Source organism: Kutzneria sp. 744 (assembly GCF_000568255.1).
Classification (GTDB): Bacteria; Actinomycetota; Actinomycetes; order Mycobacteriales; family Pseudonocardiaceae; genus Kutzneria.
On record NZ_KK037166.1, the window covers coordinates 10,462,497 to 10,489,125 of the forward strand.

Annotated in this window: 27 protein-coding genes and 2 pseudogenes; 16 read left to right on the forward strand and 13 right to left on the reverse strand. The window is 69.3% G+C overall.

Going from position 1 to position 26,629, the window contains the following annotated elements:
• Nucleotides 1-18: 18 nt before the first annotated feature.
• From KUTG_RS47510 to KUTG_RS47520, 3 genes are all read left to right on the forward strand, one after another.
• A complete protein-coding gene (locus KUTG_RS47510; protein ID WP_043726514.1) occupies nt 19-1,047 on the forward strand; it encodes a YncE family protein in 1,029 nt (342 codons plus the stop codon).
• A 699-nt stretch (nt 1,048-1,746) separates the two neighbouring features.
• On the forward strand, nt 1,747-2,058 hold the full coding sequence (locus KUTG_RS47515; RefSeq protein ID WP_369794599.1) for a hypothetical protein: 312 nt from the start codon (nt 1,747-1,749) through the stop codon (nt 2,056-2,058).
• 91 nt (nt 2,059-2,149) lie between these two features.
• The gene (locus tag KUTG_RS47520; protein WP_043726517.1) at nt 2,150-2,722 is read left to right on the forward strand and encodes a DUF4360 domain-containing protein; all 573 of its coding nucleotides are present in this window, start codon (nt 2,150-2,152) and stop codon (nt 2,720-2,722) included.
• A gap of 326 nt (nt 2,723-3,048) precedes the next feature.
• On the opposite strand, the gene KUTG_RS47525 is transcribed toward KUTG_RS47520, so the two are convergent.
• Nucleotides 3,049-3,810 (reverse strand): hypothetical protein, encoded by a 762-nt coding sequence (locus tag KUTG_RS47525; protein ID WP_052396285.1) that lies wholly within the window; start codon nt 3,808-3,810, stop codon nt 3,049-3,051.
• A complete protein-coding gene (locus KUTG_RS47530; protein ID WP_232241322.1) occupies nt 3,807-4,460 on the reverse strand; it encodes an RNA polymerase sigma factor in 654 nt (217 codons plus the stop codon). The genes KUTG_RS47525 and KUTG_RS47530 overlap by 4 nt, the downstream gene beginning before the upstream one ends.
• Nucleotides 4,461-4,676: 216 nt before the next feature.
• Here KUTG_RS47530 and KUTG_RS64775 point away from each other — a divergent pair, with 216 nt between their 5' ends.
• Nucleotides 4,677-5,390 (forward strand): hypothetical protein, encoded by a 714-nt coding sequence (locus KUTG_RS64775; protein ID WP_043726520.1) that lies wholly within the window; start codon nt 4,677-4,679, stop codon nt 5,388-5,390.
• Between the two features lie 54 nt (nt 5,391-5,444).
• On the opposite strand, the pseudogene KUTG_RS66830 reads toward KUTG_RS64775, so the two are convergent.
• The 5 genes and pseudogenes from KUTG_RS66830 to KUTG_RS47555 all read right to left on the reverse strand — a co-directional run.
• Nucleotides 5,445-5,699: pseudogene (locus KUTG_RS66830) on the reverse strand (transposase); the annotation flags it as partial.
• Between the two features lie 77 nt (nt 5,700-5,776).
• The gene (locus KUTG_RS47540; RefSeq protein WP_043726522.1) at nt 5,777-6,715 is read right to left on the reverse strand and encodes a VOC family protein; all 939 of its coding nucleotides are present in this window, start codon (nt 6,713-6,715) and stop codon (nt 5,777-5,779) included.
• Nucleotides 6,716-6,727: 12 nt separating this feature from the next.
• Nucleotides 6,728-7,729 carry a PrpF domain-containing protein gene (locus tag KUTG_RS47545; RefSeq protein WP_043726524.1) on the reverse strand — a complete coding sequence of 334 codons (1,002 nt, stop codon included), beginning with the start codon at nt 7,727-7,729 and terminating at the stop codon, nt 6,728-6,730.
• Complete coding sequence (locus KUTG_RS47550) at nt 7,726-8,424, reverse strand: 4-carboxy-4-hydroxy-2-oxoadipate aldolase/oxaloacetate decarboxylase (protein ID WP_043726527.1); 699 nt, start codon at nt 8,422-8,424, stop codon at nt 7,726-7,728. Before KUTG_RS47550 ends, KUTG_RS47545 begins: the two co-directional genes overlap by 4 nt.
• Before the next feature lie 2 nt (nt 8,425-8,426).
• Nucleotides 8,427-9,077, reverse strand: a complete 651-nt coding sequence (locus KUTG_RS47555) for a GntR family transcriptional regulator (RefSeq protein ID WP_043726529.1) — start codon at nt 9,075-9,077, stop codon at nt 8,427-8,429.
• Between the two features lie 129 nt (nt 9,078-9,206).
• Between KUTG_RS47555 and KUTG_RS47560 the strand changes: the two genes are divergently transcribed.
• Both KUTG_RS47560 and KUTG_RS47565 read left to right on the forward strand, forming a co-directional pair.
• A complete protein-coding gene (locus KUTG_RS47560; RefSeq protein WP_052396286.1) occupies nt 9,207-10,631 on the forward strand; it encodes an MFS transporter in 1,425 nt (474 codons plus the stop codon).
• Nucleotides 10,628-11,623, forward strand: coding sequence for an amidohydrolase family protein (locus KUTG_RS47565; RefSeq protein ID WP_043726532.1), 996 nt, complete (start codon nt 10,628-10,630; stop codon nt 11,621-11,623). The genes KUTG_RS47560 and KUTG_RS47565 overlap by 4 nt, the downstream gene beginning before the upstream one ends.
• Before the next feature lie 215 nt (nt 11,624-11,838).
• Here KUTG_RS47565 and KUTG_RS47575 read toward each other — a convergent pair whose 3' ends face one another.
• The 4 genes from KUTG_RS47575 to KUTG_RS47590 are packed head-to-tail and all read right to left on the reverse strand — an operon-like array spanning nt 11,839 to nt 15,576.
• Nucleotides 11,839-12,939: an NAD(P)-dependent alcohol dehydrogenase gene (locus KUTG_RS47575; protein WP_043726536.1), complete on the reverse strand. Its 1,101-nt coding sequence runs from the start codon at nt 12,937-12,939 to the stop codon at nt 11,839-11,841.
• Nucleotides 12,936-13,793 carry an SIR2 family NAD-dependent protein deacylase gene (locus KUTG_RS47580; protein WP_043726539.1) on the reverse strand — a complete coding sequence of 286 codons (858 nt, stop codon included), beginning with the start codon at nt 13,791-13,793 and terminating at the stop codon, nt 12,936-12,938. The genes KUTG_RS47575 and KUTG_RS47580 overlap by 4 nt, the downstream gene beginning before the upstream one ends.
• Nucleotides 13,781-14,782 (reverse strand): macro domain-containing protein, encoded by a 1,002-nt coding sequence (locus KUTG_RS47585; protein WP_084580692.1) that lies wholly within the window; start codon nt 14,780-14,782, stop codon nt 13,781-13,783. The genes KUTG_RS47580 and KUTG_RS47585 overlap by 13 nt, the downstream gene beginning before the upstream one ends.
• A 38-nt stretch (nt 14,783-14,820) precedes the next feature.
• Entirely contained in the window at nt 14,821-15,576 is a 756-nt protein-coding gene (locus KUTG_RS47590) for a nuclear transport factor 2 family protein (RefSeq protein WP_043726542.1), read from the reverse strand.
• Between the two features lie 42 nt (nt 15,577-15,618).
• Between KUTG_RS47590 and KUTG_RS59885 the strand changes: the two genes are divergently transcribed.
• Entirely contained in the window at nt 15,619-16,161 is a 543-nt protein-coding gene (locus tag KUTG_RS59885; RefSeq protein ID WP_157495301.1) for a hypothetical protein, read from the forward strand.
• Here KUTG_RS59885 and KUTG_RS47595 read toward each other — a convergent pair.
• Nucleotides 16,123-17,166: a DUF418 domain-containing protein gene (locus KUTG_RS47595; RefSeq protein ID WP_063753655.1), complete on the reverse strand. Its 1,044-nt coding sequence runs from the start codon at nt 17,164-17,166 to the stop codon at nt 16,123-16,125. The two genes, KUTG_RS59885 and KUTG_RS47595, sit on opposite strands and share 39 nt — an antisense overlap.
• 120 nt (nt 17,167-17,286) lie before the next feature.
• Here KUTG_RS47595 and KUTG_RS47600 point away from each other — a divergent pair, with 120 nt between their 5' ends.
• The 6 genes and pseudogenes from KUTG_RS47600 (at nt 17,287) to KUTG_RS59895 (ending at nt 21,741) form a co-directional block, all read left to right on the forward strand.
• Complete coding sequence (locus KUTG_RS47600) at nt 17,287-18,411, forward strand: sensor histidine kinase (RefSeq protein ID WP_198047600.1); 1,125 nt, start codon at nt 17,287-17,289, stop codon at nt 18,409-18,411.
• Nucleotides 18,411-19,064, forward strand: a complete 654-nt coding sequence (locus KUTG_RS47605) for a response regulator (RefSeq protein WP_043726545.1) — start codon at nt 18,411-18,413, stop codon at nt 19,062-19,064. Before KUTG_RS47600 ends, KUTG_RS47605 begins: the two co-directional genes overlap by 1 nt.
• Nucleotides 19,065-19,409: 345 nt before the next feature.
• Nucleotides 19,410-19,946 (forward strand): annotated as a pseudogene (locus KUTG_RS57455) (alpha/beta hydrolase fold domain-containing protein); the annotation flags it as partial.
• 358 nt (nt 19,947-20,304) lie between these two features.
• A complete protein-coding gene (locus KUTG_RS62580; RefSeq protein ID WP_198047601.1) occupies nt 20,305-20,649 on the forward strand; it encodes a hypothetical protein in 345 nt (114 codons plus the stop codon).
• A gap of 61 nt (nt 20,650-20,710) precedes the next feature.
• Complete coding sequence (locus KUTG_RS62585) at nt 20,711-21,070, forward strand: helix-turn-helix domain-containing protein (RefSeq protein ID WP_198047081.1); 360 nt, start codon at nt 20,711-20,713, stop codon at nt 21,068-21,070.
• The gene (locus tag KUTG_RS59895; protein ID WP_198047082.1) at nt 20,959-21,741 is read left to right on the forward strand and encodes an IS630 family transposase; all 783 of its coding nucleotides are present in this window, start codon (nt 20,959-20,961) and stop codon (nt 21,739-21,741) included. The genes KUTG_RS62585 and KUTG_RS59895 overlap by 112 nt, the downstream gene beginning before the upstream one ends.
• A gap of 13 nt (nt 21,742-21,754) precedes the next feature.
• Here KUTG_RS59895 and KUTG_RS54925 read toward each other — a convergent pair whose 3' ends face one another.
• The gene (locus KUTG_RS54925) at nt 21,755-22,693 is read right to left on the reverse strand and encodes a winged helix-turn-helix transcriptional regulator (protein ID WP_052396288.1); all 939 of its coding nucleotides are present in this window, start codon (nt 22,691-22,693) and stop codon (nt 21,755-21,757) included.
• Nucleotides 22,694-22,848: 155 nt separating this feature from the next.
• On the opposite strand from KUTG_RS54925, the gene KUTG_RS47630 reads away from it, so the two are divergent.
• The 3 genes from KUTG_RS47630 (at nt 22,849) to KUTG_RS47640 (ending at nt 26,596) form a co-directional block, all read left to right on the forward strand.
• Nucleotides 22,849-23,358, forward strand: coding sequence for a hypothetical protein (locus tag KUTG_RS47630; RefSeq protein ID WP_043726547.1), 510 nt, complete (start codon nt 22,849-22,851; stop codon nt 23,356-23,358).
• A 113-nt stretch (nt 23,359-23,471) separates the two neighbouring features.
• Nucleotides 23,472-25,859 carry a hypothetical protein gene (locus KUTG_RS47635; RefSeq protein WP_043726549.1) on the forward strand — a complete coding sequence of 796 codons (2,388 nt, stop codon included), beginning with the start codon at nt 23,472-23,474 and terminating at the stop codon, nt 25,857-25,859.
• A 41-nt stretch (nt 25,860-25,900) separates the two neighbouring features.
• Nucleotides 25,901-26,596 carry a hypothetical protein gene (locus KUTG_RS47640; RefSeq protein ID WP_198047602.1) on the forward strand — a complete coding sequence of 232 codons (696 nt, stop codon included), beginning with the start codon at nt 25,901-25,903 and terminating at the stop codon, nt 26,594-26,596.
• The last annotated feature ends 33 nt before the right edge of the window (nt 26,597-26,629 follow it).

The window sequence follows — 26,629 nt, forward strand, 5'->3', positions numbered from 1 at the left end:
ACAGCGAGAGGCGGCCTGATGGTGTCGCGGCGAGTGGTGCTGATCAGCGGCGCGGTGGCCGTGCTGGTAGCGGCCGGGGTCGTCGCGTTCGTGCTGACCCGCGGCCCGTCCGCGCCGAACTCGCCGCTGCCGCTACGCACCGTCCACGAGCTCGCGTTGCCCGGCGACAACTCGCGTTTCGACTACGCCAGCCTCGACGCCCAGCGGGGCCTGTTGTTCGTCGCGCACCTGGGCGCCAGCGAGGTCATCGAGATCGACGTGCACGCGAACAAGGTGGTGCGCACGATCCCGAACGTGTCACAGGTGCACGGCGTGTTCGTCGTCCCTGCGCTGCACCGCGTCTATGCCACGGCCACCGGAACCAACCAGGTTGTCGTGCTGAACGAGGACACCGGCGAGGTGGTCAACCAGGCGTCCACGGGCAATTACCCGGACGGGATCGCCTACGACCCGCGGCGCAACGCGATCTGGACGACCAACGAGACCGGCGGCACCGAAACCGTGGTCGACGCGGGCAATGCCTCAGCGCGCGGCAGTGTCGATCTCGGCGGCGAGGTCGGCAACGTCGTCTACGACCCGCTCTCCGACCGGATGCTGGTGGGCGTCCAGGGGCGCAACGACCTCGCCGTCATCGATCCCGCTTCGCTTTCTGTCACCAAGCGTGTCGGGCTGCCCGGCTGCGACCACGACCACGGCCTCGCGCTGGACGTTGCGGCCCGGTTGGCGTTCGTCGCCTGCGACGGCAACGCCACGCTGCTCACCGTCGACATGAGCACCTGGCAGGTCACCGGCACGAACTTGGTTGGCGCGGATCCGGACGTGCTGGCGTACGACGCTAACGCGCACCGGCTCTACGTCGCCGCCGAGAGCGGCGCCGTGTCCGTGCTGGATCTGCGCGACGGCAAGCTCACCGTGGCCGGCTCGGATCACCTCGCCGATGGTGCGCACGTCGTGGCGGTGGATCCGGGCACGCACCGCAGCTACTACCCGGTGCCTGCCGGCAGCGATGGCCGTCCCGCTCTACTGGAGCGGGAATCCCGTCAGTAGCGCCGGACCGTCGTCCGAGGTCAGCTCACGTTTGTGGCGTCCACCGCCACGCGGAGAGCCTGACCAGGGTGACGCCGTCGTCGACGGCCACAAGTAGGAGCAGAACGGCCTCGGCTGCTCGGTGAAGCTCAGGTTCGGAAAACCGCAGGTTAGTGGGTGGAGTGACACAAACGAGGGTTTCGACGCTGTAGGAGGTGAGACAGGAGCGCATCGTTGTCGACTCTTCGACCGGCGTGCCGCGGAGCGGATGCTCCGCGCCACGCCGGCCGGTGGCGGTCGTGCGCCGAACGACCTGCTCGCGGTCCAACACGAGGACCCGGGCAACGCACCGTCCCGCCGACCCAGCACCGCGCACGACCACAACCCCCCCAGCCGTACGACCCAGCCCACGCGAACACCACAGCCCGCCAGCCGGCGGCGGCCCGATTTCCATTGCCTCAGGCCGCCGCTCTGGGACGGGCGGCGGTCTGACCCCCAGCACTCCGCCGCCCGTCCCGCCCCACGTCCGGGGCGCTCAGCCGCGCACCGAACGGTCGAATCGGAAAGCCGGCACAGCAAGGGAGGCTCACCGTGTCCCGGGCGGTCCGGCGAAATCGGTTCAACGGTGACATCTGTCCAACTGGGATGCACGATGCGTGAACACCCCGGGCAACTCACACCCGGGTCCCTGCCCAAAGTGGAGGTCCGCTCGGCCCGTTCGTGGACGTGGTGGCGATCTTCGGCCCGCTCACCGGAGACCTGGCGACGGCGCTCGCGTACTGGCTGGTCTTCCTGGCGATGCAGGTGGTGCCGGGGATCGTCGCGTTCCGGCTGGACGGCGAGCGGCTCGGCCCGCTGCTGGCGCTGCCGTTGCAGCAGTTCGTGTACCGGCAGCTGATGTACCTGGTGGTGGTGCAGTCGGTGATGACGGCAGTGGCCGGTGCGCGGTTGCCGTGGCACAAACTGACGCGCACCGGGATCTCGGCGCCTGCGGCCGGCGCCTCGGATATCCGCGCCGACCGGGTGCGGTGACGGCTTCTGCCAGTCGGCGGTGTACCGGTCCTCGACTCCGGCGATAGTGTCCGCCGACGCGTTCACGGGTGCACCGTCTGGGAGGAAAGACATGCGGAGTGTGCTGGTGGCGGCTGTGTTCTCCTTGTCCACGGCCATCACGCCGCCGCAATCGGTCACGATCGACCTGCTCACCGTCAGCGGATCGGGGTGCCTCGCGACCACCACGGCAGTGGCGATCTCGCCCGACAACACCGCGTTCACCGTGACCTACAGCAACTTCGTCGTGCAGGGGCACGGACAGGCGGCGCACAAGAACTGCACATTGACGCTGCGGGTGAACCACCCGGACGGCGTCACCTACGGTGTCGACGAGACGGACTACCGCGGCTTCGCCCACCTGGACACGGGCGCTCGCGGTGTGGAGGCGGCGACCTACCACTTCACCGGCCTACCCACGAGGCGCAGCTCGCAGACGTTCGCCGGGCCGATGGACGACGACTGGCAGGTCAGCGACCAGCCGGACGCGGGATCGGTCGTGCACGGGCCGTGCAACGACAAACGTCCGCTCACCATCACCGCCGATCTTCAGCTCAACGGCACATCCGCCGCGAGTTTCATGAGCATGGACTCCACCGACGCCAGCGTGAGCGCACGATTCCACTTGTCCTGGTTGAAATGTTGACCACTGCACGCGGAAGGGCGGAACGAGACGCGGCTACCTGTTAAAGGCTTGCCTGGGTGGTTGCAGAGCAGGGCCGGGGCCGGTAGTATGTCTAACAATGCAATGGAAATGGCATAGCACGGACTACGGTCCCCTCCACGCGGCCCTAGCACTATACGACCTCTTGTTTTTTAACCTCTAGACGGATTACTGTTTAGATTGGCGCACGGGGTCAGGAGACCTGGAGATCCCTACAGCGTGCCCGATGGAAGGTTGACGCCATGCTCTGCCCGCCTCCCGTCCAGGAGCGGCGCCGGGTGGGAGGCCCAGGCGCCGCAGTCCGGTGATCAGTGGCTGGGATGCGTGGTCGGTGGCCCCGTAGGGTGGTTGGTGTTCGGGCTGGGATGGCTTGTCGGCGAACCATTTCCGCTGTGCCCATGACCCTCGTCGGCGCCGGGCGGCGGAGCGGTCGTGACGGTGACGCCGCCTTGCCCCGGCCGGTGGGTGAGCAGCGTGGCGCAGTACCCGTCGACCTTGTCCTTGCCCCCGGCAGCCGTGATCAGCGCACCGAATGCCGGGCTGTCCAAGGCTTTGCCGTGCTCTGAGCCCGCGCCGGCGGTGTAGGCGTCGCACAGACCGGTCAGGGACGGGGATGGCGACGGGGAGCCCGAAGACCCTGGGGCGTCGTGATTGTCACGCTCACCGGCGTCGGCCGAGGACGGTCGCGTCGAGCTGGTGGGAGCGCTGGAACGGACGGGCGCGACGGTGGAATCCCCACCCAGCGGTGAGGGTAGGTAGCCGGTTGCGGCAGCGGCCACGACGCCGCCGGCGACCACGGCCAAGGCGGCGGCGACGGCCGCGATCTTGGCGGTGATCAGCTTGGCCAACAAGGCTTTGAGCATCGAAGGTTGTCGGGGCACAAGGGCGGTTTCGAGACGGGCGGCACGGAACGCCATGACCGCTGCGTGCTCACCGGCCAGCTCGCCGTCACGGGCCGGGGCGGCCGCGTGGGCGAGCAGGTCGTTCAGCTGATCGCCACTCGTGACCAGGGCACCGTTCAGCATCTGTTCGGCGGTGCGCCGGTCGAGGTGGCGGCGGTGTGTGCTCATCTCACCTCCTTCAGCGTCGGCGGCCTCGTTTGTGTCACACCACCCGTTGACCTGCGGATTTCCGGGTCGGTGTCGACGAGGTCGGCGAGCTTGCGCAGCCCGCGGTGGGCCGCGGTGCGCACGGCGCCGGCGCGCTTGCCGAGCACCCGGGCTGCTCCTGCGGCGTCCAGCCCCATGACCACCCGGAGCAGGACCGCTTCGGCCTGGTCGCGGGGCAGTGTCGCGATCAACGCCAGCGCCTCGTCGGTCCCGATCGCGTTCACCGCGGACTCGGCGGTGTCCTCGCGGGCGGGCACCTCGGCCAACTGCTCGTCCTGCTCCGAGCTGACCGGGCGTCTTCGCTGTTGGCGGAGGTGATCCAGGGCACGGTTGCGGGCGATGGTCGCCGCCCAGCCGCGAAATCCGTCCAGGTCGCCGCGGAACGTCGCCAGGTCCCGCGCGATGTGCAGCCACGCCTCCGACGCGACGTCCTCGGCGTCGTCGCCGACCAGAACACGCAGGTAGCGCAGCAGATTGGGCTGGACAGCGCGATACAGCACCCGAAACGCGTCCTCGTCGCCGTCCTCCTGCGCAGCCCGCAACGCCGCCGACGGGTCGTCCGGCGTGCCCGGCCCGTTGTCTCCTGGGCGGACCGACACCAGTGCCCTCACCACCATTCTGCGACATGTCGACGACCGCGACATCATGGTCCAGCCCGTGCCGTTAGGGAACCCCTCCGTGGCCGGCCGCCTCGGCGACATCGACGCGCGCGCCGCATTTGGCCAGTCGCCCGCGGTAACTAACAAAGAGCTAACGACACTGTCCATTCGGGAGCGCGCAGCGCATGATCTCGCGGCATCGCCTTTCACCGCCTCCTGGAGCCCACTATGGTCAAGTCCGGTTTTCTGAGAACCATCGCCGCGGTGTTGCTCACCGCAGGAGCCGCGCTCATGGCGTCGGGTGTGGCGGCCGCGGCGACGGACACCCCGCCACCGTCGGGAGATGATCGGGCGATCGTCTACTCGGGCAACGCCGTCACCTGCGACCAGGCGCACCTGGCCGGTGGCATCGTCCAGGTCACGGCCACTGTGGACGCCACGAACACCTACATCACCGTGACTGGTGTTCCCGGTGGCGTCACGGTCACCGGCATCGTGGTGAAGGGCAGCGACGGGTTCAACGTGTATCTGCCCGCGGCACTCGGCGCGCTGCCCTGGACGAACCTGCACTCGCCGATAGCCGGCAACAGCGGCAAACCCGCGACGATCAGCCACTGGTTCGCTTGTGGCGCCGAGACGACGTCGTCGACGAGCAAGACGACCAGTCCCAGCAGCACCACAAAAGCCACTAGTTCCACGAGCAAGACGAGCACCACCAGTGCGACGACAACAACCACGCCAGGCTCATCGACCTCCTCCACCAAGGCGAGCATCACCACCACGACGGCCGCGGTCGCCGCGACGACGACCACGTCTGCCGGCACGGCGCCGCTCGCCTTCACCGGCTTCAGCGGGGGCTGGCTGATCGTTGTCGCGGCCGCATTGCTGCTCGGCGGGGCCGCGCTCATCGCGATTCCCAAGCTGCGCGCCCGGCGACGCTAGCCGCTGAGTTCCGCTGTCTCCGCCCTCGGCGTCCACTGTGGACGTTGAGGGCGGGGGACTGGCCAGAGTGCGTGCGCACAGCTGGGCGCGTGCCGGCACCGGAGCCCACGGCGAGGCGGATACGAACTGTTGCGGGGCCTGCTCGTTGCTGTCGGGCAGACGCGCGGCCATAGGCTGGATCGACTTGCGTTGCCGGCCACCATCAGCCACCGCAGGCAACTTGCGCCCCATTGTCGCTGGTCCTTGCGCTGCAACAAGACAGGCATCTCGATGCGAACGACTCCAGCTCGTCACGTGGGCGGTCGACATGATCCAGCTTCACGCGGTGATCAACGGCACGGACTTGCCGCAACACAAGCAAATTCACCCGACTCAACGAAGTACTACTAGGACGGTACCGGGGGAGTGCCGTGGGTGTGGAAGGACTCGATGGTCTTCAATCCCCATGCCTGGCCCTTGGCACGTTCGTCCTGGGTCCAGCTGATCGGCCGCCAGTCGGGGGCCAACACGAGCCGGGTCAACGGGTTGCACAGCTCGATGCGGTTGCCGCCGGGCTCGTAGACGTACAGGAAGAACGTCTGCTGGATGGCGTGTTTGTGCGGGCCGGTCTCGATGAACACGCCGTTGTCGAGGAAGATGTCGGCGCCGCGGAGGATGTCTTCGCGGGTGTCGGTGGCGAACGCGATGTGGTGCAGTCGGCCGTTGCTGCCGGTCCAGTCGTTGGTGTAGACGATGTCGTACGATTTGTTGCCAAAGTGGAGCCATTGCGCGGCGACGGATCCGTCGTCCTGCACGATCTGCTCGGTGACCTCGCCGCCCAGGCGGTCCGACACGAAGCGCCCATTGGCCGGCACGTCGGCGGCCAGGAAGTTGACGTGGTCGAGCCGGCGAACGGAGACGCCACGCCCCGGATACGCCTGCGGCTGGTTCTTCAACGACGGCCGCGACTCCGGTGGTGCCTCGAACCACGTGGTCTCCCAGTAGAGCTGGATCTCGTGCCCGTCGGGATCGGTGCACAGGTAGCTGGGACCGATGCCGGCCCCCGCCGCCAACCACCGGCCACCGGAATTCAAGGACACCAACCGGTCCAGCGCCTCCCGGCTGGACGCGCGCAGGGCGGTGCGGCGTATTCCGGACGTGTCGCTGGCGGTGAGCACGAGGCTGTACTGCTCGTAGTCGTCCCACGTGCGCAGGAACACCGAATCACCGTCGCTACCGTTTTCGGTGAGCCCCATCAGCTCGGTGAAGAACCACAGGCTGCGCTCGGGTTCCGGGGTGAGCAGCTCGACGTGTCCGAGGTGCGCGACATCGTGCCGGGGAGCCATGCGATCTCCTTGTCAGCGGGGGAAAACCTTGCCGTCGAACAGCTTCCGGGCCGTGCGCACGACCCCGCTGCGCCGGACGCGGCCGTCGGAGTCCAGCTCGACCTCCACCTGGAGATGGCCGGTCGGATGCTCGACGTCCACTCTGGACGATCCACTGCACAGCTCGTTGCCGACGGCGCCGTCCATCATCAGCGCGGTAGCGACGCTGACCGCGCCAAGCACGCCGATGGATGTGTGCAGCTTCAAGGGAATGAACGTGCGGGTGCAGATCGAACCGCCGTCGACCGCCGGGGACACCAACGTGGTCTTGGGTACCGAAGTAGTGTCGTCGAGCCCCATCAGCTTGGCCGCGGACAAGCGGAGTTCTTGCACACGATCGCGCAGAGAAACATCTTCGGCCAACTCGGCGACCGGCTCGTATCCCGTGATACCGAGATTCGCGGCCCGGGCGACGACAACCGGCATGCCGTTGTCGACGCAGGTCACCGGCACGCCGCCGATCACGTCGACGAGATTGCCCGTCGGCAGCACGCCGTTCGCACCCTCGGTGTCCTCGAAGTCCAACACCACGCCGGGCGCGGTGCCGGGAACGCCGGAGATGGCGACGTCCTCGGTGGGAAACCGGGCCGTGGCAACGCTGTCGGAGTTGACCATCCGGATCCGCACCGGGCGGCCAGCCGGCGCCAGCCCGCGCTCCACGGCGAACAGGCCTACGCCCGCCAGGAGATTCCCGCAGTTCTGCCGGTCGGAGACGGTCGCCTCCTCCACACCCAGTTGCAGGAACAGATAGTCGACGTCGACGTCCGGGTCGGAGCTCGGCGACACGACGGCGACCTTGCTGGTCAACGGGTTCGCGCCGCCGATGCCGTCGATCTGACGCGGATCCCCGCTGCCCATGATCCGGATCAGCAGGTCGTCCCGGGCGGCCGGATCCGACGGCAGGTCCGCGGCGAGGAAGTAGGCGCCCTTGGAGGTGCCGCCCCGCATCAGCACGCACGGCACGCCGGTCGTCATCGGGCCCCGTACTCCGCGGCGGTCGCGTATCGCACGCCCAGTTCCGCCAGCTTGTCCCGTAATCCGTACCGGTCGAGGCCGAGTTGCCCGGCGCGGAACGCCTCCCGCGCCGCCTCTTCCTTCTCCACCCGAGCCTGGGCAAGCTCGATCGCCCGCGACACCGCGCCCTGGGCAACGCAGAGCACGCCGTCGTCATCGGCGAGGATCACGTCGCCGGGCCGGATCGCCTGCCCGCCCACGACAATCGGCACGTTCACCGCACCGGCGGTCGACTTGACGGTGCCCTGCGCGCTGATCGCCTTGGACCACACCGGAAATCCGAGGTGGTGCAACTCGGCGACGTCCCGCACCCCGGCGTCGATGACCAGCCCGCGAACTCCTCGTTCCTGCAATGAAGTCCCGAGCAGCTCGCCGAACATGCCGTCCGTGCAGGGAGAGGTGGTGGTGACGACCAGGACGTCGCCGGCCTGGCACTGCTCGACCGCGGCGTGGATCATCAGGTTGTCGCCGGGCCAGCACAACACCGTGACGGCCGAGCCGCCGATCCGGCTGCCCAGGTGCGTCGGCCGATGCCCGGTGCCGACGTAACCGATGCGCCCCAACGCCTCGTGCACCGTTGCCACCCCGTATTCGGCCAGCCGGTCGATCGAGGCCAGCGGCGCGCGCGGGACGTCCGTCACCACAACCGTGTCCATGCCTACTCCGTCTCCCTGAGCGCGGTGATCACGCTCCGCAGATGGTCGCGAGCCGCCTGCTCGGCGGCGTTCGGATCGTGGCGGGCGATCGCGTCGATGATCGCCAGATGCTCCGGCAGCGACACGTGTGTGCGGCCGTCCCGCATGGCCAGCCGGAACTGGTGCCGCACGATCTGGCCGTGCAGCCGCTCCAGCAGCTCACTCGCCACCGGCTGGTCGGCGATCTCGCGGACCAGCCGGTGCAGTTCCCGGTTCAGCGCCGAGTACTTCATCGGCTCCCCGTCCGCCACCGCCGCCCGCATCTGCTCGCCGACCCGCGTCAGCGCGTCGATCTGATCGTCGGTGGCCTTCACCGCGGCCTTGGCCGCGCACAGCCCCTCCAGCACCATGCGGCACTCGGTGATCGCCACGGCCTCGTCGACGGTGACGACTCGGACCCTGGCCCCCCGATTCGGGATGCGCTCGACCAGCCCCTCGGCGGTGAGGTCGATCAACGCCGCGCGCACGCTGGCCCGGGTCACCCCGAACGTGTCGGCCAGCTCCGCCTCGACCAGGCGCTGGCCCGGCACGACGTCCCCGGCCAGCAGGGCCGCGCGCAGCGCCGCCACCGTGGCCTGCCTGCCTGCCTCGCCCTCCTGAGGCGCGCTGGACATGGGTGCTCCCTTCCTCGACGACGGACGCTAAGCATCTCACACAAGATTGTCAACAATCCTGTCGACAACTCTTGTGACGATCACGTCGTCAGAGCTACGGTTCGTGGCCATCGACCCGAGGGAGGGTTCATGTCCAGCAGCGCGCAAGTGCCGACGCGGGACCGGGCCGCCGTGCTGGCCAGGCTGGACCGGCTGCCGCGGCAGGCCGTGAGCCACGCCGCCACCGGCATCGTCGGTTTCGCGATGTTCGTGATCTTCTACTGCAACTTCGACATCAACGTGTCGTTTCTCCAGACGTGCGGCCAGATCGTGCCGGCCTGCACCCCGGCCGTCGCGCAGTCCTGGCTGCCGCTGCCGGTCTGCGCCTATCTCGCCGGCTACGTCGTCGGCTGCCTGCTGATCGCCCCGCTGTCCGACCGCCTCGGCCGCCGGCCGGTGCTCGCGGGCTCGGTGGGCTTTGCCGCGCTGGGCTCGCTGATCGCCGCGGTCGCCGGCGACTACGGCACGTTCACCATCGGCCGCGCCATCACCGGCATCGCGATGGGGGCCGTACTCGCCGTCGGCAACACCTACATCGGCGAACTCGCCCCGCACGGTGCCCGAGCCCGGTACACCGCAACGACTTTTGTGCTGTGCACGCTGGGCGCGATGGTGGGCATCGGACTCGGGCTGGTGCTCACCACGGAGGCCGCGCCGTTCCCCGAGGGCATGCCGGTCGCGTTCGGACTGGCCAGCGGCTGGCGCTGGATCCATTGGGTGGCGGTCATTCTGGGCGTTCTCGCCGTAGTCGCCGCGTTACGACTGCCCGAATCCCCGCGCTGGCTGGTCGAACATCGCCGGATTGACGACGCGACGGCGGTCGTCGCGAGGCTGGAGACCAGGGCGAAGGGCCCGCTGTCCGAGCCCGATTTGTCGACGGTGCCGCCGCCCGCCGAGCACGCGCAGCACGCCTACCGCGAGCTGTTCGTGGATCGCCGATACCGAAACCGGGCGCTGCTGCTGGTCGCAATGTGGTTCACCGGCTACGCGACGGTCTTCTCCTACTCGACCGGCTCCACGGTCGTGCTGACCAGTCTGCACTTCACGCCGCCGGTGGCCGGCATGATCTCCGCCGCCGGCGGCGTCGGGTTCTTCGTGCAGGGCCTGTTCTCGGCCCGGTACTCCGAGGTGCTGGAGCGCCGCTACTGGCTGCCCGTGGGCGCGGCGATGACCGTGCTGGGCGCGGTGATCATCGCGTTGCTCGGCGCCGACATCGGCTGGGCGCTGGCCGGCTCGTTCCTGGTGTTCTTCGGCTTCAACGTGTGGGTGCCGCCGACGTTCGCGCTGTCCGCGGAGAGCTTCCCGACCCGGGTCCGGTCCGCCGGCTTCGGCCTGGTGGACGGCATCGGCGTGCTCGGCGGGGCGATGGGCGTGCTGGTGATCGCCCCCTTGGTGCCGTTGCTCGCGCCGCTGCCGGCGCTGCTGCTGGTGTCGAGCTTCCTGGTGGTCGCCGCGGTGTTGGCCCAGTTCACGCCGCGTACCCGCAACCGCGCACTGGAGGAGCTGTCCCCGTGATCATCGACTGCCATGGCCATTACACGACCGCGCCGGCCGCGCATACGGCCTGGCGGGAGCACCAACTCGCCGGCGACGCACCGAAGTACCCGACCATCACGGACGACGAGATCCGCGAGTCGGTGCAGGGCCAGTTGCGGGTCATGGACGAGCGCGGCATCGACCTGACGATCTTCTCGCCGCGCGCCTCCGCCATGGCCCACCACCTCGGCGACGAATCGACCAGCGCCGCCTGGGCTCGCGCGTGCAACGACCTTGTGCACCGCGTGGTCACGCTCCACCCGGGCCGGTTCGTGGGCGTCGGCCAGATGCCGCAGTCGCCGGGTGCGCCGATCGAACGGTCCATCGGCGAGCTCCGCCGCTGCGTCGAGGAACTGGGCTTTGTCGGCTGCAACGTGAATCCCGACCCCAGCGGCGGGTACTGGACCGCGCCGCCGCTGACCGACCGCGGCTGGTATCCGTTCTACGAGGCGATGATCGAGCTGGACGTGCCGGCGATGGTGCACGTGTCCGCGTCCGCGAACCCCGTCTTCCACGCCACCGGCGCGCACTACCTCAACGCCGACACGACCGCGTTCATGCAGCTGCTGCAGGGCGACCTGTTCGCCGACCTGCCCGAGCTGCGGCTGGTGATCCCCCACGGCGGCGGCGCGGTCCCGTACCACTGGGGACGCTACCGCGGGCTCGCGGACATGCTTGCCCGGCCGGAGCCGGCCGAGCACGTGCTGGCGAACGTGTCCTTCGACACCTGCGTCTACCACCAGCCCGGCATCGATCTGCTGTTCGAGGTGATCGATGCGGACGCCGTGCTGTTCGGCTCGGAGACGCTCGGCGCGGTCCGCGGCGTGGACAGTCGGACCGGCCACCACTTCGACGACACCCGTCGGTACGTGGACGCGGCCGGGCTGTCCGAAGTGGACCGTGCCAAGGTCTACGAGCACAATGCCCGCCGGGTGTACCCACGCCTGAAGACGATCCCATCGCAGCTGTGAGCGACACCGGTGCCAGGTTCGTCGCGCACAAGACCGAGGGCGTCGTTGTTGTAGCCGCCGTCGACCAGGCCATCGACACGGTCGAGTGCTCGACCGCGATGCGGTCCAGAAGTTGTTGCCCCGTAGTCGAATTCTGCACCGACGGCGCGGTCACACTCACCGCGAGCGGCAGGCGGAGCCGGGCGACCGACGGCTGCCGCCCGGTCGGCGCCGGTTCATGACATGCGCAGCACCGGTTTGAGCACCGCGCCGGAGTGCGCGGCGGCGAATGCCTCTTCAATGCGCTCGAACGGAAAATGGGTGACCAGCTCGTCGAACGGGAAGCGGCCCTGTCGGTGCAGCTCGATCAAGGTGGTGATCAGCGGGATGCTCCGCCCCTCGCCACCGAGGATGCCAATGATCCGCTTGCCCCACAAGGTGCTCAGGTGGTCCAGCTCGACCGTGGCGCCGGCCGGCGCGCCGCCGACGAGCGCACAGACCCCGCGCATGCCCACCGAGTCCGCGGCCTGGCGGCAGACGGCGACAACGCCGGTGCACTCCAGGCTGAAGTCGGCCGGCCCGCCGCAGATCTCGTGAACCGCGGCGACAGGGTCGGCGCCGGTGGCCTCGATCGTGTCGGTGGCGCCGAACCTGCTGGCCAGAGAAAGCCGCGAGGCGTGCCGGTCGACGGCGATGATCCGCGTGGCGCCGGTGTTGCGGGCCGCCATGATCGCGGCGAGCCCGACCGAGCCCGCGCCGTAGACGACAAGTGCGGAGCCGACATGCGGACGCAGCACGTTGAGCACCGCGCCCGCGCCGGTCGACAGCCCGCAGGCGAGCGGCCCGAGCAGGTCGAGCGGGAGGTCCGGGGCAACCGGGACCAGCCCGCGGGCCGGCACGATCGCCTTGGTGGCAAACGAGGACTGGCCGAAGAAGTGGCTCGACAACGGCGTCCCGTCGAGGTCGTGCAGCGCGGTCGACCCGTCTGGACGGCGACCGCCGACCAGCAGGTCCGTCAGCCGCAGGCAGTAGCGCGGCTGACCGTCGAGGCAGTTGCGGCAGGCCCCGCACCACGGCCAGCCCAGCACCACGTGGTCGCCCACCTGGACGTGGTCGACGCCGGGCCCGAGCGCTTCCACCACACCGGCGCCCTCGTGCCCAAGCACGCCGGGCAGCGGAAACGGCAGATCGCCGTGGCGGGTGATCGAGTCGGTGTGGCAGATCCCGGTCGCGGCGACCCGGACCAGCACCTCGCCCGGCCGGGGCTCGTCGAGCAGCACATCACGCAGGCCGAACGAGCCGTGCAGTTCGTCCACCACCGCGGCGGTGATCTTCATGTCCTGGCCTTTCGGTAGGTGCTGGCGAGATCCGCCAGCAACCCGGCGGCCTCCCTCGGTACGGCCAGGGCATGGCCCTCGAGGTCCGGCGGCACCGCGGGGTGTGCGGCGTTGATCCGGACCAGCCGAGCTCCCGGCACGAGCCGGGTCGCCGCCTCAACCGGCCAGCGAACCACCGACGGGGTGCTGAGCCCGGCCCCGATCTCGACCACCAGCGGCCGCGCGCCGGCGGGCAGACCTCGCCACCAGCCGGCGAGCTCTCGTCCGGTGGCGTCGTACGGTTCGCCGATGAACTCGGGTCCCTTGTGGACATTGAGGAAGACGGCTCCTCCGCAGTTCGGGCAGACCGGAATGGCCTCGTCGGCGACCGCGCCGCTGGCCGGGTCGTAGGCGGCCAACGCGGCCTCGATGATCGGCCGGCTCGGCCAGGTCTCGCCGCTGCACGGGAGTTCGCACTGGTAGCGGGCGTAGTCGCCCTGCGGGGTCCAGACCCGCTCCGGTGCGAAGCCGTTGCGCTCAAACAGTCCGTCCACATTGGACGTCCAGACGAAGTGGTCCCGCTCACCGACCAGCTCGCGCAGCTGTTCGTACACCACGGCGGTCCCCGGGCCGAAGCGGATGTCGTCGACGTGCACCGCCCAGTAGCCCCACAGCCGGTGCGGCGGCAGCGGCAGGCCGATCAACTGATAGCGGGCACGCAGTCCGAGCCGGCGCAGGACCGGAAACAGCTCGGCGAACCGGTCGGTGTCGGCGTAGTCGTAACCTGCGGCGGCCGAGAGACCGGCACCCGCCGCCACCAGCACGTGGTCGGCCTCGTCGAACCAGCGGGACAGCGTGCGGATCAGATCGTCCATGTGGCTAGGTGCTCCTGGTATGCGGCGTCGTCGTCCGAGGCGAAAGTGGTGAAAACGACGCGGTCGAACCGGTTGGGACGCGTGCCGAGCCAGCCGGCGACGGCGTCGAGGGCGATCCGGGCGGCACGAGCCTTCGGGAAGCCGAACACGCCGGTGCTGATGCCGCAGAACGCGACCGTGCGGATGTCCTCGACCTCCGCGGCCAACTCGAGGCAGGCTCGATACGACCGGGCCAGTGCCTGTTCGTGCCACGGCTCTAGCAGGCCGTCGACGATCGGCCCCACCGTGTGCACCACGTAGCGGGCGGGCAGGTGGTACCCGCGGGTGATCTTTGCGGCGCCGGTCGTCTCCGGCGCCCCTTGCGCAGTCGCAATCGTGTGGCAGTCCTCGCGCAGCCACGGCCCGGCGGCGGCGTGGACGGCGTTGTCCACACAGTTGTGCATCGGCCGGAAACAACCGAGCAGTGCGCGGTTGGCGGCGTTGGCGACCGCGTCGGCGCGCAGCATCGTGATGTCGCCACGCCACAGCGCCGTCAGATCGGCGGCCGGATATCGGGTCGCCGGCCAGATCTCCGCCACCGTGGGCACGGCCAGCGCGTCCGTTGCCATGCGCAGTGCGCGTTCCCCGCCCAGCAACGTGTCCAGAAGCGATGTGACGTGCGGCTCCAACGGCTCCGGCCTCCGGACCGTGAGCGCCGCACGCAACACCTGGCGGGGCGTGAGCCCTGTGTTCCGCCACGTGCTCGCGCCGTAGCCGAGCGCCCGCACCGCGGCTTCCGCGATGCCGTCGAGCAGCTCCGGCGAGGCAGGCGGGGCCGTGGGCTGAAACGGCCGGTCGAGGAGGATCGCTTCACGGTACGCGCCCAGGGGCAGGCTGACGCGGAGGTCGCCGGCCGGCTTGCCGGGGTGGGGATTGGCGTTCTCGGTGGTGCGCCGGCCCGCGGCGGAAACGCCCTGCCCGCCGATGACGGGCCCTCGCTCGATGACCATGATGGTTCGCTTTCGTGCCAGTCGTTTCGCCCGCCGGCTCAGAACAGGCCGTTGCGGTGCGGCAGCTCCGCCGGGACCGGCGCGATGACGTCCCAGTGCTCGACGATCTTGCCGCCGTCGACCCGGAACAGGTCCCAGTAGGCGACCGCCTGGCCGAACTCGCCCTCCGACTGGAGCAGCACGAGATCGCCTTCGGCCACGTCCCGGTGCACGGTCTTGTAGGCCAGGTTCTTGCCATCAGCCGCCCAGCGCGCGGCGGCGGCGCCGAAACCGTCCAGGCCGTCGGCCGCCTCGGGGTTGTGCTGGAGGTAGGTCTCGGTCGAGATGTAGTCGGTGAGCACGGAGTAGTCGGCGTCGATGAGCACGCGCTGCGCGAACTCGGCGACAACCGCGCGGCTCCCCTCGGTGTCCGCCAACGCGGCGGGCGCGGCGGCGCCGTCGGTCTGCGACCGACCGCTGGCGGTCTTGCCGACCACCGGCGTCAGAGCGTCCCAGTGCTCGGCGAGCTTGCCGTTCTCCACCCGGAACAGGTCGAACGCGACCAGCGGCTCGGGGCCGAAGCCGTGGTAGATGCCGTGCAGAGCGACGAGGTCGCCGTCGGCGATCACCCGGGCGAGCTCGTAGCGGAAGCCGTCGGGCAGTCCGGCCACCAAGCCGCGCAGCGCCTCTGGGCCGTCCGCGGCCAGCGAGCTGTGCTGCCGGTAGCCGGGCGCGACCCACCGGTCGACCGCCATCGTGTCCCGCTCGCCGAACAGCTCGCCCGCGGCCTTGAGCACCAGTTCTTTGTTGTCCACCGTTGGTCTCCCTCGTCTGGTCCGCGGACCCGTTCACCCGTCGTGACCAATCTGCCCGGGCAAGGGCGGCGGTACGAGGTAGATTCAGGAATTGTGGTGGTCAAAAGTGGACACGTCACGCCGCGGGATCCGGTCGTCCAATTCGGCTTCAGCAACCCTGAAAGGCCTCACCTCGGACTCGACGTGGTCGATTTCCGCACCCTGCGCGCCAGATTGTCGCCCGAGTCGGTGGCCGCAGTGCACCGTGCCGATTTCCAACAGGTGTTCCTGTTCACCGGCGGTGCCGCCTTCCCGATGGTCGATTTCGGCGAGCACCCCTGCACCGACCCGGCACGCTGGCCGGCGCATCCGCATTCTTGGCGCCACCGCGCACCCCACCTCGCGCAGGTCAGGTTCCTCATCCGCGATCGCGACACCTCGCCATACGCCGACAGGACCGTCTCGGCGGAGTCATCCACGAATATCAACATGCCGCTTGAACTGCATGGATGGTTTTTTCGGCACGCACAGGGGCACACGTCGACGTCTGAAGGTGTTCGACTGCGGTCACTGCCTCTCGGCCCTGTTGTCACTTGCCACGTCTGACGCGAATGCGGGCCCGGTGCGACGGCGACGCAGGGGTGGGCGGCGCATCCACGTTGCCCAGCGCCAGAGCCACTCCACGGGTCCGTAGTGGCAGCGGCGCAGCCACAGGGTGGACCAGAGCCACTGGATGGCGAGGATGCCGCCGGCGATGCCCACGACGGTGCCGGCGGTCCAGGCCTCGGGGTGGCCGCCGATGAGGCGGCCGATGACGAGCACCAAGGCGGTGGCGGTGAGGTAGTTGGTCAGGGCCATTCGGCCGAGCGGCGCGAACACGGTCACGAGCACGGGCCCAAAGCGGGTGCGGAGCAGGAGAAGCATCAAGCAGATGTAGAGCCCGGCAAGCAGGAGGCCGGTCAGGGCGAGGGCCAGCGGGAAGTGGCGGTCGGTGGACGAGAGGCCGGACTGCCACCACAGGGCGGGCACGGCGGCGACGGCCAGCACCGGGGCCGCCAGGCGCACACCCCGGACGGTGTGGTCGATGACGTCGTACCGGACCAGGGCGGAGCCGAGCAGGAACAGGCCGGCGACGTAGGTGAAGCGGCCGTCGCCGGTGAGCAGTGATGTGGCGAGGAAGGCGGTGCCGAGCGGGGCGACGGCGGCGCGGGGCAGCCAGGTGGATGGCAGCAGCACGAGCAGGCCCATAACGGCGTAGGTGGACAGGATGTCGCCGTGCCACAGGAACACGAAGTGCGCCACACCGATGACCAACAACGCCAGCAACCGGCGCAGCAGAAGCAGTCGAGGGCTGGGGGTGCGGCCGGCGGCGGCGCGTAGCAGGAGGGAGAAGCCGACACCGAACAGCAGCGAGAAGATCGGCATGAAGCGCTGCTCCACGAACAGCCCGAACCCGGCCGGATCCACCACCTGTCCCGAGGTGGCGGCGAACCCTCCCTCGGCGGCTATCGGCTGCGCATTGGCCAGCAGGATCCCGCACAGCGCGAACCCGCGGACGACGTCGAGGGCCACGATTCGACCGCGGTCGACCGGAGTGTCTTGGGTGGACATGGCCGTCGATCCTGGCCAGCCGGACCGACAGTCGGCATCAGGGCAAAGCACGATTGATGGGCCCGCGTTCGTACTTTCGGCCAGTGCTCCACCCCGGGCACGACTCCGTAGCCTGGCCGCGTGAACGTGTGGGGGCGGCTGGCGAGGATCGCTGCAGATGTCGTGTTCGGGGTGGTGTTCGCTGCCGCGCTCGGGTTTGAGGCTGCGCGCATCGCGACGAGTTGGGGCGCGGGTTACTGGCAGTTCGACCTGGCCGTTGGGGCCGTGGTGTGCGGCATCGCGCTGGTGGGCCGGCGTGATCCAGCCCGTCCGGCGGTCGCGGCGCTGGCCGTGGCCGCGGTTGCCGTTGTCGTCGTGGGATTCACCGGCTGGCCGGGAGAACCAGGGCCCGCCATGGCCCTGGCGCTGTCGGTGCTGGTGGCCGCCGCGGTCCGGACGCTGCCGCCGCTACCGGCGACCGGCGTCGCGGTCGGCGGTCTCGGGGTGGCCGCGGGCAGTCTGCTCACCGCGCATGGTTCGCCCCTGCACTCGGGTGTGGTCCTGGCCAATGGGCTGGGCTGGCTGCTGGCCGTCGCCACGGGCCTGGCGCTGAGGCTGCGCCGGATCCGCCGGCTGGCAGTGATCGACCAGGTTCGCCGCGACGAACGTCTGGAGTTGGCGCGGGAACTGCACGATGTCGTTGCCCACCACATCACCGGCGTTGTCGTGCAGGCGCAGGCCGCCAGGATCGCCCGCCGCAGGCATCCGGAGCAGCTCGACGAGGCGTTGGCCGACATCGAGACGGCCAGCTCCGAGGCGCTGGCTGCGATGCGCCGGGTCGTGGGCCTGCTGCGTCACGCCGGCGACGCCGCGCCGGCCGGGACCGAGCACCTCTCCGATCTCGTGGCCCGCTTCGCCCGGCACGGGCCCGCCGTGAGCCTGCAGCTGCCCGAAGACCAGTCGGAGTGGCCGTACGAGATCACCAGCACCGTCCACCGGGTCGTGCGGGAGGCGTTGACCAACGTCGTCCGGCACGCCCCGAACGCGGGTCGCGCCACCGTGCAGGTGAGCCAGGAACCGGGGCATGTCGCCGTCGAGGTCGCCGACGACGCCCCGGCGCCGGCCATGCGTCACCGCGGCGGCTACGGACTGATCGGACTCCGCGAACGCGTCGAAGCCCTCGGCGGCACGCTCACCGCCGGTCCGGGTCCAGAACGCGGCTGGTCCGTGGTGGCCCGGCTGCCCGTTCCGGCGGGCCGACGCTGATGGGCATCACCGTGCTGCTGGCCGACGACCAGGCGATGATCCGCCGCGGGTTGCGGCTGATCCTGGAGGACCAGCCCGACATCACCGTGATCGGCGAGGCCGCCGACGGCCTTGAAGCTGTGGCCCTGGCCCGACGCCTCCGCCCCGACGTGTGCCTGGTCGACATCCGCATGCCTCGCGTCGACGGCATCCAGGTGACCCGCGCCCTGGCCGGTCCGGGCGTAGTGGATCCGCTGCGGGTGGTCGTGGTCACCACCTTCGACCTGGACGAGTATGTCTACGGCGCCCTTCACGGCGGCGCCGCCGGCTTCGTCCTCAAGGACGCCGGTCCCGGCCTGCTGGTCGAAGCCGTGCGCGCCGCCCATGCCGGCGACGCCCTCGTCTCGCCTTCGATCACCGTCCGCCTGCTGCGCCATCTCACCGCCATCACCACCTCCCGCAGCGGCGTGCCCCGCGCCCTGTCCGACCGCGAGACCGAGGTCGCCCGCGCCGTCGCCCGTGGCCGCACCAACCAGGAGATCGCCGCCGAGCTGTTCATCTCGCTGAGCACCGTCAAGAGCCACGTCGCCGGCATCCAGCACAAGCTGGGCCTGCGCAATCGCGTCGAGATCGCCGTATGGGCCTGGGAGAACGGCCTGTTGCGCGCCACCTGACCGCCGTCGCGGAACCACTTCCTCAGCCCGGCATGAGCGGATGCGCGCGGAAACGGTCTACAGTGGCAGCCCGCACCGGCCCGTGCTTGAGCTCGACGAACGGAACAAGATCATAAAAAGAGGGTCCTCACAGCGCCTGAGCTGCGAGGACCCTCTCGACCGTCGGGACGACAGGATGTGAACCCGCGACCCCTTGTCCCCCCAGTTGAATCCAGGGTCAACGGCATGCTCACGTCCGTTCTCCAAGCTCGCGCTCAAATCTACTTGCCACAGTGAAGGAGCTCGTGATTCCGAGCATTGATCACGAGCTGAGTCGGTGCTGAGAATGTGCTCCCGCTAGTACGGCTGTGGACAGTGGCCGATTCCGAGGGCTTCGGCGTCGACCCGGACCGGATCGTGATGTTCGGCGGCAGTGCGGGCGGCGGCCTGGCCGCGGCCACCACGTCGCTGGCCCGGGACCGGGGACGGTGCGTCCACTGGCGCAGATGCTGCTCTGCCCGATGCTGGATGACCGCAACGACACGGTCTCGTCGATCCAGATGGCCGGGCTGGGCTCTGGGATCACCGGTCGACCGAGTTCGGCTGGACTGCGTTGCTCGGTGACCGGCGTGGCGGTGCGCACGTCGAGCCGTACGCCGCGCCCGCCCGCGCCACCGATCTGTCCGGTCTGCCACCGACCTTTCTCGACGTGGGCTCGGCGGAGACCTTCCGCGACGAGACCGTCGCGTACGCCTCGCGGATCTGGGCCCACGGCGGCCGGGCCGAGTTGCACGTGTGGCCCGGTGGCTTCCACTGGTTCGCCGGATTCGTGCCGCAGGCACCGGTCTCCCAGGCGGCGGAAGCGGCCGGGTGGACTGGCTCCACCGGGTGTTGGCCTCCTGATCCGGCGTGGTGACCTCGCGGCCTGACCGACCGCCTGACCGGATCACCGAAAGTCCCTTTGGGGAGTGCTGAACGGAGTCCGCGCGATGCCCGAATCCGCCTTCCATCCGGGCCTGCGCCTGGCACACTGGTTGCCACGCAGCAGGATCACCACACGTGGAATACCGGCTGGCGCCTGAGCACGCCGTTTCCGGCTCCGCTGGAGGACTGCTACACCGGCCTGTGGTGGCTGGCCGCTCAGTCCGAAGTGGACAGCGAGCGGATCGCGATCGGCGGCGAGAGCGTCGAGTGCCTCCGTCCGCGCGTGGTGCGCCGGCAACGAGGTGGAGCTGTGTCCTAGCCGACCTACGGGTCGTGGTTGAACTGGATCGAGGCCGAGTTCGCCGCCCTGAGGCACTTCGCGCTGGGCGGGACCGACCATCGCAGTCACGCCGAGCAGAACGCCGCGATCGCGGCGTATGTCCGCTGGCGCAACGCCCGCGCCCAGCCCAAGACCGGGTTCGCGACCGACTCACCGATCCGGACCTGGACGCATTACCCGACCAAGGTTGCGGGACAAGCCACTAGTAGCGTGTCGCTGCTTAGTTGTGGTGCCTGTGACTGGGAGGCTGTTGTCCGGCAGGTCCCTTTCCCTGCCGGACAAGGACTTTGCCATGGCCTCACTGATGAAGCGGCCGGTCACGTTGTCGGCGCGGGATCGTGAAGAGTTGAGCCGGCTGACCACCACGGGTGTGCATCCGGCATCGACGATCAGGCGGGCACGGGTGCTGCTCGCGCTGGACACCTCGGTGGGCGAACCCGATCCGAAGGACGTGATCGCGGCCCGACTCGGGGTCTCGGGCGAGATGCTGCGGCTGGTTGCCAGGCGGTTCGCTGAGACCGGTGGCGATGTCCTTGCCACGATCTCGCGGAAGAAGCGTGACCTTCCACCGGTGCCGTCCCCGGTGACCGGCGAGGTGGAGGCCCGGCTGATTGCCCTGGCGTGCTCCCAGCCGCCCGCGGGGCATGCCCGGTGGTCGTTGCGGCTGCTGGAAAAACACGTCGAACTCACCGAGGACATCCCGAACCTGGATCACTCCACCATCGGCCGGGTCCTAAAAAAACGGAACTGCGCCCTCATCTGAGGAAGTGCTGGAACATCCCGCCACGGGCGAACGCGGAGTTCGCCGCCCGCATGGAGGACGTGCTGGCGGTCTACGCCCGGCCGCACGACCCCGCCCGCCCGGTCGTGTGCATGGACGAGAAACCCTTCCAGCTACTTGGCCACGTCCGCGACCCGCTCCCCGCCCGGCCAGGCCAGAACGCTTGCGAGGACAGCGAATACGTCCGCTGTGGCACCTGCTCGATCTTCGTGTGGGTCGAGCCCCTGCAAGGGTGGCGCCGTGTCCACGCCCTGGCCCGGCGGACCAAGATCGATTGGGCTGAGCAGCTCAAACAACTACTGACCGTCGACTATCCCGACGCCGAGACCGTGGTGCTGGTCATGGACAATCTCAACACCCACGGCATCGCCTCGCTCTACGAGGCCTTCGCACCCGACGAGGCCTTCGCCCTGGCCCAGCGCCTGGAGATTCACCACACCCCCAAACACGGGTCCTGGCTCAACATCGCCGAGATCGAGTTGTCCACGCTGTCGCGGCAATGCCTCGACCGCCGCATCAACGACCTCGACACGCTCAACGCCGAACTCGCCGCCTGGCAACACGCCATCAACACCGAGCAACGCCAGGTCCGCTGGCAGTTCACCACCGACGACGCACGCGTCAAACTCCGCCACCTATACCCCAAGAGTTAGCCGCGACAATCTACTAGACGGGCCTGTTTCCCTGATCCGCACGGTTGGCCTCGGCAAGCATCGTCCGGAGTTGCTCACCGCGTGGGGTCAGTTCATAGACGGTGGACGTCGACGAGGGCGATTGGCTCACCACGCCGGCGTTGATCAGATCCCACAGCCGCCAGTTCAGCACCTCGGGATTCGTGCCAAGGGGCCCCGTCTGAAGGTCGGTAAGGCTTCGTGGGCCGCTCATCAGCTCGCTGACGATCGACCGCAGCCACGGATCCGAGACGATGGTCTGGGTATCCACTACGGCCGCCACTGGCGCGGCGCCGGGCAGGTCGGCCGACGGTGGTTCGGTCGACACGGACGGGCCGGTCTTGGCGGCTGCGAACCAGGTCCTCGCGCCCGGTGTGGCCAGCAGCACGATGACGGCGGCGCACCCGATGACGGCGAGGGCTGAGGTCAGGTAGTCGACGTAGTACGGCCAACTCGGCAGCAGGTCCCCGAACGCCGGCATGGCTCCCACGTGTTGGTACTGCGCGCCCAGGCTCTGCTGCATGCTCTGGAACTCGGCGTCGACCTGATTCAGCGCGAGCTGAGTGGTCAGCGCGATCCCGGCCTGGGCGACGGCCAGCACGGCGAGCGTTCCCGCCGCCACGAGCGTGATCACCCGGGCCCGTGGGTGGGGCTGCCGAAGCGTGAGCGCCAGCGTGACCAGGCCGGCCGCGATGGCCGCCAGCACGACCACCACGGTGATGGTGGGCCCGATGGCGATCGACGGGAGCTGGGTGAACTGGATGTTGATGCCGGATTTCGAGCCCAGCTCGGCCGTCGACTGCTCGAATCCGCCGAGCGTGTCGGCGAGATCGCGGTAGCGCAGCACCTCGGCGACGGCGCTGCCGATCGCGACGCAGGCCAGTGCCAGCAACACGATCATGACGGCCGAGACGGCGCGTGGCTTGCCCTGCATCGGTCCCCCTCGGGTGTCACGACCCTTGTGGAGGGTGCGAGTGGGGGAAAGGTACCGGTGTCGTCGACGCCGGGGGGTGACTTTCGGCTGCTTCACCGGACTGGCTCAATCCGGACCGGACTCACCGAGCCGCCGGTTCGGCCTAGACTCCCGTCATGCCTACCGATCCGGAGGAGGAAGCGCGTCGCCGTCTCGACGAGTGGGAGCGCGGCTTCGTCCTTCCTGATCTGCCGTATCCGCCGCCACCGTCGAATTCGCTGTTCCTGCGGGATTGGCTGGCCGAGCGGGAGCGCGCGTTCCCGGACTGGGCCGCCAGCCACGGTCCGGCCGACCGGTGGGACTTCTCCGCCGACTCGATCGACGCCCTGGCCGCTGTCGTGAGCGAGGCGACGCCGACCGAGGAGCTGTTCCGGTCACCGGAACGGGCCAACTTCGCCGAGAATGCCGCGTGGTACTGGGGTGAGGTGCTGCGGCGGGCACGACCGTCCCGTTGGGAGCACACGCCGGGCGAGCCCGACGGACACAGTCCCTTCGTGGGGTACTGCTGGGTGCAGCGGCTTGACGTCAAGGCGTCCTACACTCCGCTGTTGAATCTGGCGCGCATGCTCAAGCTGAGAGACCGTCAGCTGCTCGGTGGGTTGTTCCAGGAATGGACGTCCTGGTAGCCCGTGACTCCCTCGCGTGACTCCCTCGTAGGAGGTTGACGGCCGTCCGACCGGCTCTGGAGACTGAGTCTGTGTCGAAGGCTCTCCTGTCGCGCTCCCGTAGCCGCTTTCGCGTGCGGGTCGTCGCTGCCGTCATCGGCCTGGTGGCCACGTTCATCGCGGCGCCGGCGGCGGCCGACCCGTCCGCGGTGCCGCCCGGCGCTGTGGTCGGATCCGGCGACACGCCGACGATCCAGACCCAGGGCGTGTACGAGTACGAGGACCACAGCGCGCTCCTCCACGTGCCCATGCCCACTCAAGCCGACCTGGACAAGATCGCCAAGGACCCGGCCGCGCAGAAGGACGGCACCTGGCAGCACATGTACGCCGCCTGGGGCCGGTACCTCCAGACGCAGCCCGGTTGGGACGTGTGGCGGGAGATATACGCGAAAGTGGTGTACGGCGACGAGAAGGCGCTCGACAACACCCCCGAGCCCACGGCGGACGAACTCGCCGGCGTGGGCCCGGTGACGGACGCGTCCGGGAAGGCCACGTATCCCTGGCGGAGCGAGTCCTACATGCTCGCCCGGTGGAAGGAGTTCAAGGCCTACGCGAGCCAGTGGCCGGCGTGGCGCGCGCAGTACGTGAACATCAAGAACAACAAGAGCAAGGGTGGCCCGACCAACGGCAAATATGGATTCGAGCCGGCTTACAAGAAGCAGGCCATCGCCGCGGATCCCGTGCTGTCACAGGGGGAATGGAAGTACGGCGAGCAGTTGTCGCCCGAGCTGAAGGCGCAGCTGAAGTCGAAGCTACACAAGGTCAACCGTCCGCTGGACGCCACGGATCTGACCAAGCTCAAGATGATTCTCGAACTCAAGTCCGGGAATTCGATCGACACCGATGCCGGCCGCGAACAGCTCCAGGACCTGATCCAGATCGCCAAGGCGACCGGCTGCCGGCTCTACTACGTCTTTGCGAAGATGCCCGACGACAAGTCGCGCGCCATGATCCAGGAGGAGGCCAAGGCCGCCGGGATCCAGGTCCCCATCGTGTACTGGCCGGCGCTCGCGCAGCCCGTGATGCCGGACAACTGGGGCGGCCAGCAGCCGCCGGAGGAGGGCACCGGCGGAGTCTCCGCTCCGGCGTCGCCCGATCCGAAGGGCGGCCCGGCCGGCGGCGGCGCCCCACTGACCGCTCCCGGCCAGGTCTCGGCCGTCGGCCCACTGGCCGACGCGATCGCCACCGCACCCAACTCGGACGGGGAGGCGGTCACGCAGGGCGTGGCCAACCAGTGGCTCACCGCGCAGGACGCCAGCGCCGGAGTGGACGATTCGGCTGACAGCCAACCCGATCTCGGCGGCGTGGACTTCTCCACCCTGCAGCTGCGGTACGTCTCGGACACCTACCACAACGGTTCCGGCGTGCAGTACGCGTTCAAGGCGGACGCGTTGCCCGCCGACGCGCAGTCCTTCGGCGGCCAGGCTTCGGCCCAACTCGCCTCGGACTCCTTCTTCACCTGGCTGGAGCTGAGCCCCGACAAGTTCTGGGTGAACCTCAATCCGGACGAGCCCGACCGGATCATCGACTCCCAGTTCGGCAGGACCGACGCCGGGCGGGTGCTGCTGCAGGCGGACCTGCAGATGAAGAAGACCGTCGCCAAGCTCATCCACCCGGACACCCCGGCCGGCAAGCAGTTCTGGGACGCGATGCAGGGCGACTCGCCGTGCCTGCAGATGCGGAACTGGATCGTGCCCGACACGGCGACGGTCCGGGACAACGGCGACGAGCTCTACATCCTGGACACCCCGCTGCGGGTCGAGACGGAGAGCGACTACGTCAAGGCGGCCGGGGTCGGGGCGGACTGCGGCCAGCAGGACCCGGCCACCACCCGGCACAACGAGCAGGTGTACAAGACGACGGTGCTGCCGCGGGTGCAGGACGCGGTGAACCACGCGCCCGAGTACGCCGACCTGCGCCGGGTGTACGCGAGCCGGGTGGCCGCCGAGTGGTTCCGGCAGCGCAGCGCCATCAAGCACACCGCGTACTCCGACCTCATCGGCAAGGGCGACATCAGCCGCTGGCAGTCCCGGGTGCCGTGGACCCCGCGACAGGTCTTCGACCAGTACGTCCAGTCCTACAAGAACGGCGAGTTCACCGTCACGCACACCACCACCGAGGGCAACACCGTCTACACCAACACCTACGTCTACGGCGGGGTGGACTTCAGCCGGATCAACCAGGACAGGGTGAGCGCCGCCGCCTTCACCAAGGACCACCCGGACATGGCCGGCGCGGTGGCCGGCGCGCTGTACAAACCGGACCAGGCCGGCCGGGACATGTGGTTCGGCGGCTTGACCAGTTCCAAGCCACCCGTCGAGGCCTTCGCCAAGCCGGCTCCGGCGACGTCGAACCCGTGGTTCTACCCGCTCGCCGCCCTGCCGCTGGCGGGTTGGCTGGTGGCGGGGGCCTGGCTGCTGCACCGCCGCCGCACGCGGCCTGCGGACAGGAGCGCGGCGTGACGACCATGGCGGCGCGTACGGACCGGAAACCACCGGCCACGGTGTTCGCGGGCAGCTATCTGTTCGCCGGCGTCGCGGCACTTGCCCTGGTCGGCGCGATCGGTGCGCTCTTCGCGATCCCCGAACTCGGACACTACGAGAGCGACCGCGCCCGCGACGACGCGGCAGGCGAGCTCGCCGCGGTCGGCCTGGTGCTGTACGCCGCGATGGCGGTGGTCTTCAGCTTCCTTTGCCTGCTGCTGGCGATCCTCGGCGGCCGAGGGCGGCCGGCGGCGCGGGTGCTGACATGGGTGCTCGGCGGACTGACGGTCTGCTTCAACATCGGGCTGCTGGTCATCGGGCCGTACGACTCGGTGCTCTGGTATCGGGTCCTGACTCAGATGGCGGCCTGGGCCGCGATTCTGCTCGCCACCGGGTCGGCCGTGCTGCTCGCACTGCCCACGTCTCACGGGTACTTCCGCGCTATGCGAGCGGCCCGACAACAACAACGGCTCCTCCACTTCGGGCCACCCTCGGACTATCGGCCGCCGAGTCACCCGATGCCCCCACCTGGATATCAGCCGCCGCCGTCCTTCGGTCAGCCGATGCCGCCCCCGGGTTACCAACCTCCGTGTTCGCCCGCTCCGCCCCACGGGGTGGCACCGTCATCGACGTGGCCGGCGTCCGCATCGCAGGTGGACCCAGCACTGCCCAGCGTTGGCGGCAACACTAGCGATCCGCCTCCAGATTCCCGGTGAAGGACTTGAGTCCTGCGGCGCGGGACGACGGTC